General features: G+C 61.1%; 8 protein-coding genes. 7 read left to right on the top strand and 1 reads right to left on the bottom strand.

All coding sequences use genetic code 11. The annotated features are described in order from the left end of the window. Positions 1 to 116: 116 nt before the first annotated feature. Genes ABD928_RS13640 through ABD928_RS13610 form a run of 7 tightly spaced genes read left to right on the top strand, consistent with a single transcriptional unit; the run spans position 117 to position 9,748 of the window. Complete coding sequence (locus ABD928_RS13640) at positions 117 to 1,625, top strand: tryptophan halogenase family protein (protein WP_425569728.1); 1,509 nt, start codon at positions 117 to 119, stop codon at positions 1,623 to 1,625. Further along, on the top strand, positions 1,626 to 3,092 hold the full coding sequence (locus tag ABD928_RS13635) for a tryptophan halogenase family protein (protein WP_345169683.1): 1,467 nt from the start codon (positions 1,626 to 1,628) through the stop codon (positions 3,090 to 3,092). Beyond that, on the top strand, positions 3,089 to 4,630 hold the full coding sequence (locus ABD928_RS13630; protein WP_345169680.1) for a tryptophan halogenase family protein: 1,542 nt from the start codon (positions 3,089 to 3,091) through the stop codon (positions 4,628 to 4,630). Before ABD928_RS13635 ends, ABD928_RS13630 begins: the two co-directional genes overlap by 4 nt. Then, positions 4,627 to 6,162 carry a tryptophan halogenase family protein gene (locus tag ABD928_RS13625; RefSeq protein WP_345169677.1) on the top strand — a complete coding sequence of 512 codons (1,536 nt, stop codon included), beginning with the start codon at positions 4,627 to 4,629 and terminating at the stop codon, positions 6,160 to 6,162. The genes ABD928_RS13630 and ABD928_RS13625 overlap by 4 nt, the downstream gene beginning before the upstream one ends. Next, positions 6,162 to 7,181, top strand: coding sequence for a cupin-like domain-containing protein (locus ABD928_RS13620; protein WP_187714837.1), 1,020 nt, complete (start codon positions 6,162 to 6,164; stop codon positions 7,179 to 7,181). Before ABD928_RS13625 ends, ABD928_RS13620 begins: the two co-directional genes overlap by 1 nt. Then, on the top strand, positions 7,181 to 8,839 hold the full coding sequence (locus ABD928_RS13615) for a glycoside hydrolase family 43 protein (RefSeq protein WP_345169673.1): 1,659 nt from the start codon (positions 7,181 to 7,183) through the stop codon (positions 8,837 to 8,839). Before ABD928_RS13620 ends, ABD928_RS13615 begins: the two co-directional genes overlap by 1 nt. Further along, complete coding sequence (locus tag ABD928_RS13610) at positions 8,840 to 9,748, top strand: polysaccharide deacetylase family protein (RefSeq protein WP_345169671.1); 909 nt, start codon at positions 8,840 to 8,842, stop codon at positions 9,746 to 9,748. Here ABD928_RS13610 and ABD928_RS13605 read toward each other — a convergent pair. Next, a complete protein-coding gene (locus ABD928_RS13605) occupies positions 9,745 to 12,168 on the bottom strand; it encodes a glycoside hydrolase family 3 N-terminal domain-containing protein (RefSeq protein ID WP_345169668.1) in 2,424 nt (807 codons plus the stop codon). The two genes, ABD928_RS13610 and ABD928_RS13605, sit on opposite strands and share 4 nt — an antisense overlap. Positions 12,169 to 12,185: the final 17 nt, after the last annotated feature.

Genomic DNA, 12,185 nt, shown 5'->3' with positions numbered 1-12,185 from the left:
CTGCCACATGCGAGATAAGCGATTGAAGTCGCGATATTTTTGCAGGTTCTGCAACCGTTAAACAGCCATTTGACGTTGGCGAAAGCAGGCGCTTACAACATGGACTGGGGTGAGAAATGTTAGCGCAACCAAGCTTGGACGTCGTAATTGTCGGAGGCGGCACTGCCGGATGGATGACCGCGTCAGCGCTGACGAAGTTGCTGCCCGGTCGCTGTCATGTTCATCTCGTCGAATCGGAAGAGATCGGAATCGTCGGCGTCGGAGAAGCGACACTGCCGCACATTCGTGGCTTCAATGAGCGGCTCGGTATCGACGAGGCCGAGTTCATGGCCAGGACACGAGCCACCTTCAAGCTCGGGATCGAATTCGAGAACTGGGGCAAGATCGGGGACAGCTATATCCATCCGTTCGGCACATTCGGCCGCGCGCAGGGCGACATCGGCTTTCACCAATATTGGCTGCGAATGGTCCACGAGGGCCGGACGGTGGAAGATCTGGAGCAATATTCGCTCGGCTGCATGATCGCGCGGTTGGGCAAGTTCGATCTACCTTCTTCGGACCCCGCCCAGATCGCGTCCACGTTCAATTACGCCTACCAATTTGACGCGACTCTATTCGCGCCATTCCTTCGCCAGATCGCGGAAAGCCTCGGCGCACAGCGCACGGAGGGAAGGATCGTCGATGCCGAGATTGACGGAGAGACGGGCAACATCACGGCGATCCGCCTTGCGAACGGAGAACGCATCACCGGCGACCTATTCGTTGACTGCTCCGGATTTGCGTCGCTGCTGATCGGCAAGACGCTCAACGAACCTTTCCAGGATTGGTCGAAGTGGCTGCCGTGCGACCGGGCCGTCGCGATGCCCTGCAAGACGGAGACTGCGGTCACGCCTTATACGAGCGCCATTGCCATGGACGCGGGATGGCGCTGGCGGATCCCGCTCCAGCATCGCACTGGCAATGGCTATGTCCACGCGAGTGGCTTTACCGACGAGCAGACGGCGATTGACGCCCTCGTCGCTTCTGTTGAGGGGGAGCCGATCGCGGACCCTCGGGTGTTGCGCTTCCGTGCCGGCCGTCGCGAGCGGAGCTGGGTGGGCAATTGCGTTTCCGTCGGTCTGGCCAGCGGTTTCCTTGAGCCGTTGGAATCGACTAGCATCTATCTTATCCAGGCAGCGATCACCGCTTTGATCGAACTGTTCCCGGAAAAGCAGATCGCGCCCTCAGACCGGGACGAATTCAACCGGCTGATCGATCTGGAATATGACCGGATCCGGGATTTCCTGATCCTGCATTACCATGCGACTGAACGGTCGGACACGCCGTTCTGGGACTATGTCCGAACGATGCCGATTCCGGACTCGCTCGCCGAAAAGCTTGATCTGTTTCGCCGACGCGGCAGGGTCGTCAAATATCGCGAAGGCGTCTTCCTGGAGGCGAGCTGGATTGCCGTTTACCTCGGCCAGCGAGTCATTCCGCAGGGCCACGATATGCGGGTCAATGGTCCTGACCCCGAATCGCTTGCAGCCGGGATGGAGAAGCTCCGTGCCGAAGTTCTTCATGCCGCGCAGACCATGCCCAACCATATCGACATGATTGGGCGCTATTGCCCGATGGCCGCCTGAATGGGTCCACGATCGATCTCGACGATTGTTATTGTCGGCGGCGGCATCGTCGGTTGGTCGGCCGCCGCCGCGTTGAAGCGCCGCATCCCGACGCTTGACGTAACTGTCATTGCGACGGCCCCCTCGCCGGATGCACTGGCCGACCGTCTGCCCTGCACGCTTCCATCGATCGTCGATTTCCACGCCGACATCGGTCTTAACGACGTCGACACGATCCTAAACGCCAAGAGCGGCCTTCGCTTCGGCACTGAGTTCCGGGGATGGTCGGTCGAACATCCAAATTATGTGCATGCCTACGGCCCTTATGGCCGGCAATTGGGCGCCTCCCCTTTTTACCAGCATTGGCTCCGCGCGAGGGAGCTTGGGGATGTCGAATTGTTCGACGCTTTTTGCTGTGCTGCCGCACTCGGTGCCGAGGGGAAGTTCTCCGCGACGGACGGCCAAATGGATCTCGCCTACGGCCTGACGATCGACCCACCGGTCTACGGCCAGATGATGCGCGCCTACGCGACGCATCTCGGAGCCAAGGAGTTAGTGTCCGAAATCGGCGAGGTTCGCCTCCGGTCCGAAGACGGCTTCATCGACGCGCTGGCGTTAAGCGACGGAGCGGAAATAGCAGGCGACCTCTACATCGACGCTTCGGGACCTGATGCGACGATCCGAGGAAAGCTGGATCGAGTCATCGAGGAGTGGAGCAGCTACCTCCCCTGCGACCGCCTTTTGATCTCCGATCGACCCGCCGGAGCAGAGGCTTCGTCTTTAGACCAGGTGCGCACGTTCAATGCAGGCTGGCGATGGGAAGCCTCATCACCATCGCGCCGGACCGAGGGCGTGACCTACTCCTCCCGGCACCTCGCCGATGATGACGCGAATGCGATACTGGACGATGCGGAGCGGATTGAAATCCGGCCGGGACGATATTCAGAGCCATGGTTCCGTAACTGCGTGGCGATCGGGGACGCGGCGGTTTCAATCGAGCCCCTCGAATGGACCAACCTTCATCTGGCTCACAGCGCGATCGATCGTCTCGTCGCGATGATGCCGGACACGGATTGCTCCCCGGTGGAGCTGTGGGATTACAACCGGCAGACCAATGCAGAAGCGGACCGCGTTCGCGATTTCGTCATGCTCCATTACGTGGCCTCGCACCGCCCGGATGAGGCCTTCTGGACAGACGCCTCAACGCGGCCCCTGCCCGCTTCGCTAGAGCATACGTTGACCCAGTTTCGCGAACGCGGCCGGCTTCCGTTTTATGAGGAAGAGACCTTCGCTCGTGACAGCTGGGCGGCGGTCCTGATCGGCCAGGGCGTGTTTCCGCGCCGATCCGACCCGCTGCTCGACGAGATGACCACGAGTGAATCGGCGCGAGCCATGCAGCAAATGCGTGACGCCATCAGCGCGGTTGTCGCAAGGGCGCCATCGCACGCAAACTACCTCCGCAATCTCGCCAGGCAGGAGCCGCGATGAACGAGCATAGTATCCGCAATGTCGTTATCGTCGGCGGCGGCACTGCCGGCTGGATGGCGGCTGCGGCGCTCTCGCGTTATCTCGACAATGGATACACGCAGACAAGCCTGATCGAGTCCGAGGACATCGGCACCATTGGAGTGGGCGAAGCGACCATTCCGCCGCTGGTCAACTTCAACGCCATGCTCGGCATCGACGAAGACGAGTTCCTCGCGGCAACCAAGGGCACGTTCAAACTCGGGATCGAGTTCGTGAACTGGGGGCAGATCGGACATCGCTACTTCCACCCGTTCGGGAACTACGGGCACGACCTGCAGGGTGTTCATTTCCACCAACTCTACCTGCGCGAACGAAGCCAGCGAGTGATGCAGGATATCTCCGCCTGGTCGATTACCGCAGTGGCATCGTCGCTTGGCCGTTGCGCCAGACCTGGTCCCGAAACGCGTCCCCCGTTGTCGGGGATGACGCATGCCTTCCATTTCGACGCCAGCCTGTATGCCGCATACCTGCGCAGCTACGCCGAGCGCCTCGGTGTCCGCCGGATCGAGGGCAAAATTGTCGAGACGCGCCTGCGTGGCGAGGACGGGTTCGTCGAAGCCGTCACCCTCGACAATGGCCGGACCATCGAGGGCGATCTTTTCATCGACTGTTCCGGCTTTCGCGGACTCCTGATCGAACAGGATCTCGAGACCGGATACGAAGATTGGACCCACTGGCTGCCCTGTGATCGGGCGCTGGCAGTGCCGAGCACCTATGACGGACAGCCCGATCCGTTCACGCGATCCACCGCACACGGCAGCGGCTGGCAATGGCGCATCCCGCTGCAGCACCGGATGGGCAACGGCCTGGTCTATTCCAGCGCGCATATCTCCGATGACGATGCGGCCCAGCTCCTTCTCGACAACCTGGAAGGCGAACAACTAGCCGACCCGCGTGCACTTTCGTTCACCACCGGTCGGCGGCTTCTCGCGTGGAACAAGAACGTCGTGGCGCTGGGGCTGGCCAGCGGCTTCGTCGAGCCGCTTGAATCGACCAGCATCCACCTGATCCAGGCCGGGATCGCCCGGCTGCTCGCATTATTCCCGGACAAGCGCTTCAGCCCGATCGAGCGCGATGAATATAACCAGCAGATTCAAAACCTGTTCGAAGACGTCCGCGACTTCGTCATTCTCCATTACTGGGCGAACCGCCGCACGGACTCGGACTTCTGGAAATCGTGCGCAGCCATGGAATTGCCGGACAGCCTTCAGCGGAAGATCGATCTGTGGCGCTCCAAGGCCCGCATATTCCGGGAGAATGCAGAGTTGTTCGCACGCACGAGCTGGGTCGCGGTGATGTTGGGGCAAGGCATCCTGCCAGAGAGCTACGATCCGATCGCGGACGCGCTGGACGAGCAGAAGGTTGCGGCCGCGCTGGAGCAGATGCGGCTGGCCAATCTCCAGGCCGCCGAAAGGCTTCCGAGCCACGGCGAATTTCTCGCGGAAATCCTGGGCCATCGACGTCGCTCCGAACCCGAGCTCCCGGAGTTCATCTTTTGAGGCCCGACCGCATCCGCAAGGTGGTCGTCGTCGGCGGTGGCACAGCAGGCTGGATGTCCGCCGCGGCCCTGTCGAAGATCATGGGAGACATTCCCGACTTCAAAGTCGAGCTGGTGGAATCCGAGGAGATCGGAACCGTTGGCGTTGGCGAAGCAACGATCCCGCAAATTACGTTGTTCAACCAGCTACTGGAAATCGACGAAGGCGAATTCTGCCGCGAAACCAACGCGACGTACAAGCTCGGAATCGAATTCGTCGACTGGACTCATATCGGGCACCGCTACGTCCATCCGTTTGGCTATTACGGGCTCGACATGAAGGGGGTGGAATTCCACCATCACTGGCTCAAGGGCCGGATGCTGGGCGATGACACTCCGCTTGGCGATTACTCGCTCGGCGGCATTGCCGGAGTCATGGGGAAGTTCTCACATCCCCGTTCCGACCAGCCGAACTCCCCTCTGTCCAAGATTGCTTACGCCTTCCAGTTCGATGCGAGCCTCTATGCGCGGTACTTGCGCAAAATGGCGGAAGCGGCCGGTGTCACCCGTACCGAGGGGCGGATCGTCGAAGTCGTTCAAAACGCCGAGACTGGCTTCGTTGAAGCTGTCGTCCTTGAAAGCGGGAAGCGTGTCGAGGGCGAGCTTTTCATCGATTGTTCCGGCTTCCGCGGACTCCTGATCGAGCAGACCCTAAAGAGCGGCTTCGAGGATTGGTCGGCGTGGCTCCCCTGCGATCGCGCGCTTGCCGCGCCTTGCGAACTCGGAGGCGATCATCAGCCTTTGACGCGCTCGACCGCGCGGTCGGCGGGTTGGCAATGGCGGATCCCGCTCCAGCATCGCATCGGCAACGGTTACGTCTACTCGAGCGCGCATATTTCAGACGACGAAGCCGCCTCGGTCCTGCTCGCCAACCTCGACGGCGAGGCACTTGCCGACCCGCGCCCGCTCCGCTTCACGGCCGGACATCGCAGAAAGCCATGGGTTAAGAACGTCGTCGCGTTCGGCCTCGCCGGGGGATTCCTCGAACCACTAGAATCTACCAGCATCCACCTCGTCCAATCCGGCATTGCCCGGTTGATGTCGCTCTTCCCCTCGCGCGGATTCGATGAAGAGGAAATTGACCGCTTCAACGATCAGACGATCAAGGAATATATCGACATCCGCGACTTCCTCGTCCTGCATTACAAAGCAACGACGCGCGACGATTCAGACTTCTGGAATTACTGTCGCACGCTCGAGCCGCCGGAAGGCCTCGCGTACAAGCTGGACATGTTCCGGGCCAACGGACGGATCTACCGCGAGCACAACGAGTTGTTCACTGAGACCAGCTGGCTAGCCGTGATGGTCGGCCAGGGCATCGAAGCGGAAAGCTATCACCCGGCGGCCGATATCCTGCCGGATGACGAGACGCTGAAGCGCCTGGTCCATATCCGGGAAGTCATTGCCAACACGGCACGGATGATGCCCATGCAGGACGACTTCCTCAGGCAGATCGGCGGGCTCAGCAATGTGACCGCGCGGCGCGCCTCCTGATGGATGTCCCGGAACCGAAGCCAATCCGCGAATATGACGAGGTAGACGCCTCCGTGTTGGAGGGAGAAATCCGCCCATCGCGACAACCCGCGGTTCTACGCGGAATCGCCGCCGACTGGCCCGCGGTGGCTGCGGCGAAAAAGTCCGACGAATCTCTGGTCGATTACGTCAAGCGATTCTCATCCGAGGCGCGTGTCGCCGCAATTCGCGGGCCGTCCGAGATCGCAGGTCATTTCTTCTATACGGATGATCTCAAGGACCTGAATTTCCAGCGAGGGCAAACGGCGCTGGATCCGTTTCTCGATCGACTACTGCGCGACCGCCAGGCCGACGCGCCGATGGCCATGGCGGTCCAGTCCGAAATCATCCCGAAGGTCTTGCCCGGCTTCGCCGATGAGAACGGGACCGAATTGGTCAATTCGAGCGTCGCACCGCGAATGTGGATCGGAAATCGAATTCACGTCGCGCCGCACTACGACCTTTTCGAAAACTTGGGTGTGGTCGTCGCCGGACGACGCAAGTTCACACTCTTTCCGCCCGATCAGATCGCCAATTTGTACGCGGGACCTTTCGAGCTGACGCCGGCGGGCACTCCGATCAGCATCGTCAATCTGAATGAACCCGACTTCGAGCGGTTTCCGCGCTTCGCCGACGCGCTCTCCAGCGCTCAAACAGCTGAGCTGAGGCCGGGAGACGCCATCTACATTCCGTACCAATGGTGGCACGGCGTTGAATCGCTGGAGCCCTTCAATTTCTTCGTGAACTATTGGTGGAACGATACTCGACCCGGCCTAGGCCAGCCTTACGATGCACTGATGTATGCGTTCTTCGCCCTGAAACATCTGCCGCCTGATCAGCGCGATGTCTGGCGAACCCTGTTCGACCACTACGTGTTCGAAGCGAACGGCGACCCCGCCGAGCATCTGCCCGCCCATGCTCGCGGCGTGCTTGGCGATCTCACGCCGCAGCTTCTCGAGCGGATGCGAATGACCCTGAAACAGATTGCGGAAGGCCTCTGATGCTAACGAACCTGCTGCTTGCCGCAGCCTCGGTCGCATCGTTCAACTGGTTCGAATATCGCGGTGACGACAATCTGCCGAAGCCGACGCCGACGGAATATTCAAACCCGATCCTGCAAGGCTTCTATCCGGATCCGAGCATCACTCGTGTCGGCGACGACTATTATCTCGTCAACTCGACCTTCAGCTGGTTTCCCGGCATCCCTGTCTTCCACAGCCGCGACCTGGTGAACTGGACGCAGATCGGAAACGCAATCGATCGCCCGGAGCAGCTGGAATTCAAGACGCTCGGCCTTTCGCGCGGCGTATTCGCACCCGCCATTAGCTGGCACGACGGGATCTTCTACATCGTCAACACCTGCGTCGATTGCGGCGGCAATTTCGTCATCACGGCGAAGAACCCTGCGGGGCCATGGTCCCAGCCGACCTGGCTTCCGGAGATCGAAGGCGGGATCGATCCATCCCTCTTTTTCGATGAGGACGGCAGCGCCTGGCTGGTCAACAACCAGCCCCCACCCGGCAAGCCCCTGTACGATGGACATCGCGCCATCTGGGTTCAGCGGTTCGACACCAAGACACTGAAGCTCACGGGACCGCGGACCTTGCTCGTCAATGGCGGAGTGCGGCCCGAGGAAAAGCCGATCTGGATTGAAGGGCCACACATCTTCCGCAAGGACGGCTGGTACTATTTGATCGCAGCTGAAGGCGGAACCGCCGAAGGCCACTCGCAAGTCGTACTTCGCAGCCGGAGCGTTACGGGCCCGTACGAGCCGTTCCCCGGCAACCCGATCCTGACCCAGCGCGATCTGCCGCGCGATCGCCCGAACCCGATCACGTCCGCCGGCCACGCCGACTTCGTCCAGACCAGCCGCGGCGAATGGTGGGCGACCTTCCTCGCTACGCGCCCGTACGCCGGCGATTTCTACAACACTGGCCGCGAGACCTTCTTGATGCCTGTGCACTGGAAGGACGGCTGGCCCACAATCACAAAGCCAGGCGAGGCCATTCCCTGGGTGGCGGCACGGCCCAACCTGCCGGGCGGAGACAAGCCGCCAGTCCCATTGAACGGAGCGTTCGTCTTCCGCGAGGATTTCGCCGGAGAGGAGCTGCCGCTGCACTGGATGATGATGCGTAATCCGCGCGAGAATTGGTGGAAGATTGGACGCGGCGCCCTGGAGCTTCGCGCGCGCCCGGTCGCGCTTGGTGACAACGGCAACCCCTCATTCCTCGCCCGCCGGCAGCAGCACCTCAACGCCACCGCGACGACCGAAATCCGGTTCGATCCGTCGAAGGGCGTTGAAGCCGGGGTCGTCGCGCTTCAGAGCGATGATTTCTGGTACTTCCTCGCGGTGGGCGAGGATAAGGGACAGCCCGTTATCCGCCTGAAGCGCCGCGCTGGTTCGAGCGATCCTGCGACGGGTGCAATCATCCAACAGGCTGCACTGAGCAGAAAGGGCCGCGTACAACTGCGAATCGATGCGCACGGCGGCAAATATGACTTCAGCTGGAGCAACGACGGCAATCGCTGGAACCTGCTTGCGAAGGACGTCGACGGGACAGTCCTGAGCACGAAGCGCGCCGGCGGGTTCGTCGGCACCATGTTCGGCGTGCACGCATATCAATCACCGGATGTCAGCGGTTCAGAGAAAGGTCGATAGATGAGGCAGTGTACCGCGTTCGCAATCGCAGTTCTGATGTCGACCGGCTGCGCATCCGCCGCGGAACAACCACTGCAAATCGCCATCACTGTCGATGACCTGCCAGTCCACGGCCCGTTCCCGAAAACTGTCACGCCTGAGAATGTCGCTCACGAAGTCATCGCCGCGCTCAAGGCCGAGAAAGTCGAGGCCTACGGCTTCGTCAATGGATATTGGACCGCGCGTGATCCTTCGACCGCCAAGGTTCTCCAGGCTTGGAAGGATGCCGCGCTTCCCCTTGCCAATCATGGCTGGGCGCACCGACATCTCAGCGAGATCAGCGCCGCGGAATTCGAGCAGGAACTGCTGAAGAACGATCCCGTGCTGAAGCCGATTTCGACGGGCGATTGGCGGTGGTTTCGCTATCCGTACCTAGATGAAGGCGGGTCACCGGAAAAGCGCGCAGCGTCGCGGGAAGTGCTTGCTCGTCACGGGTACAAGATCGCCGCCGTCACCATGGACTTCAGCGATTGGGCGTGGACGGCGCCCTATGCGCGATGCATGGATTCCGGCAATGTCGCTGGCGTCGCCAAGCTGGAAGAAACGTTCCTGGAGTCAGCCCGGGAAAACATCGGCTATTTTCGCCAGCTCTCGAAGACCGTCTACGGGCGCGACATTCCATATGTCCTCCTGCTCCACACCAGCGCGTTCGAAGGCAAGATGCTGCCCCGACTGCTGAAGCTGTACCGGGATGAAGGGTTCACCTTCGTAAGCCTGGCACAGGCGGAAGCGGACCCGGCCTATGCGGACCAGACCAGTCCAGCTCTTCCGGCTGAACCTCAGGGACTGGAGAGAAAGGCTTCGGCGAAAGGGCCGCTGCCGTCGAGGACCGACTACCAGCCGATCCTCGAAAGCATGTGCAAGGCCTAGCGAGCAGCAACCGTCAGCGTTGCGGTCTTCAACTCGGCAGAGTTCGGGCCCGCCGAGATTGTGAACGTACCGGGTTCGACCACGCGCTTCATATCCATGTTCCAAAGCGCAAGGTCGTTCGGCTTCAGCTCGAAGGTAACGGACTGCTTTTCGCCCGGCTGCAGTGAAACGCGCTTGAACCGCTTGAGCTCAATCAGAGGTCGAGTGACCGTCGCCTGATCATCATGGATGTAAAGCTGCACGACCTCATCGCCCTGCCGGCTTCCAGTGTTCGTTACATCGACGCTGACCTGCGCTGTCTCCCCGTTGCGAATCGTCGGCCGGGCAATGCGCGGCGCGGAGATATCGAACGTCGTATAGCTGAGCCCGTATCCGAACGGATAAAGTGGCGACGTTGTATCGAACAGGTAGCCGCGGCGCGAAGACGGCTTGCGGTTGTAGTAAACCGGAAGCTGCCCGACCGAACGAGCGATCGTCACCGGGAGCTTGCCGCCCGGATTGACCTTGCCGAACACGACGTCCGCAACCGCATTCCCGGTCTCCTGTCCTAGGTACCAGCCCTCGATCAGCGCCGGCGCATTTGCGGCAAGATAGTTCACCGCCAACGGACGGCCGTTGAGAAGCAGGACGACAGTCGGCTTCTTGAGCGCCAACACTGCGCGAGCCAAGTCTTCCTGCTGCCCGACGAGGTCGAGGGATGAGCGGTCGCCAAGATGGTTGTCCGCCCAAGCTTCGCGGCTGAGCTGTTCGTTGTCACCGAGCACCATGACCACGACATCTGCCTTCCGCGCCGTCTCAACCGCCTCGGCAATCAGCTTCCGATTCACTTCGGGGTCGATGAGTTTGACCTCGTCGCAGGACCAGCAGCGGCTCTCCGTCAGCCGGACCCCTTCCGCATAGTCAACGGCGAACTTGCCCTGCCCTGCGGCTTGCATCCCTTCGAGCACGCTGACGACGTGGCGAGGCACATCGCTATACCCGCCGATCGGCGTATCGCGCGCATGAGTTCCAAGCACTGCCATCCTGCGAATCTTGGTTGGATCGAGGGGCAGCAAGTTGTTGGTGTTCTTCAGCAGGATCATCGACCGCTGGGCCGCTTCACGGGCCAGTGCAATCGCATCCGGCGACGCGGTCTTCGCATCGGCTGTCGCGGCATCGGCGTAGGGGTTTTCGAACAGGCCCATTTCGAACTTCATTCGAAGAACCCGGCGAACGGCGTCATCGACTCGCGCTTGCGATACACGGCCCTCGCGGACGAGTTCGGGAAGATACGTGAAGCCTTGCGGATCGGGTGTTTCCGAATCGACGCCCGCCTTGATTGCCCGCTCTGCGGCCTCCTTGACGTTTGCGAACATCCGGTGCCGGGTGACGAGTTCATTGATCGCGAAATAGTCGCTGACCACGGCTCCCTTGAACCCCCACTCGTTCTTGAGAACGCCAGTCAACAGCCAAGTGTTGGCGTGCGAGGGGACGCCGTCGATTTCGTTGTAGGACGGCATGACGGAGCGAACCGGCAGTTCTGTAACCGCGCGTTCGAATGGCGGAAAGAAGACTTCGCGAAGCTCGCGCTCACCCAGATGAGCCGGACCGATGTTCGTCCCGCTTTCCGGCTGACCGTGCCCTGTCATGTGCTTCAGCGTGACCATGATCTTGTCTGCAGGCAGCGGCAGCTTCGATCCCTGGAATCCACGGATGGCGGCCAGGCCCATCTCGCTGACGAGGTAAGGATCTTCGCCGTATGTTTCTTCGATTCGGCCCCAGCGCGGATCGCGAGCCACGTCAACAACCGGCGCCAGCGCAAGCGTCGCTCCGCGCGCGCGCATTTCACGCGCCGCAACCGAGAAAACCCGCTCTAGAAGTGCGGGATCCCAGGTGCTCGAAAGTGCGATTGCCTGCGGAAAGCTGGTCGCATCGCGTGCTACGTAACCGTGCAGAGCCTCCTCGTGCATCAGGATCGGAATGCCGAGGCGTGTGCGCTCGACGGCCCAATGCTGCGCAGCATTGATATAATCGGCGGTCTCGCGTGCATTCCGGTTCACCGATCCGGCCGATGCGCCCGCGGCACCCGCATTGGTTTGCGTCACTCCACGACGATCGGATGGGCGCGCAATCTGGCCGATCCCGTTGGGAAAGTTCTGCGACGCCTCTTCCGGGGAGAATGTGCCGTCGTCGGTCTGGATCTTGCCCTTTTGCTCCCAAAGGGTGACCAGCTGCGCAGTCTTCTCCTCGAGCGTCATTCGCTTGAGTAAATCTTCAACCCGAGCTTCGACAGGTTTCGACGCGTCCTTATAGATCGCAACCGAATTGCTGTTCTTGGAAACGGGCGTCTGTGCGATGCTCGAAGCACCCGTCAGGCCGATTAGCGCGGCACCAGCCACCACCGCGGAAATACGCAAAAGATTACTGCCGCGCCTGACCATCACTCTCTCCCCAGATG

Origin of the sequence: Sphingomonas daechungensis (genome assembly GCF_039543105.1) — a bacterium.
Taxonomy (GTDB): Bacteria; Pseudomonadota; Alphaproteobacteria; order Sphingomonadales; family Sphingomonadaceae; genus Sphingomicrobium; species Sphingomicrobium daechungense.
The sequence above is the reverse complement of the archived record's forward strand: the minus strand, read 5'-3'. Positions and strand labels throughout refer to the sequence as shown.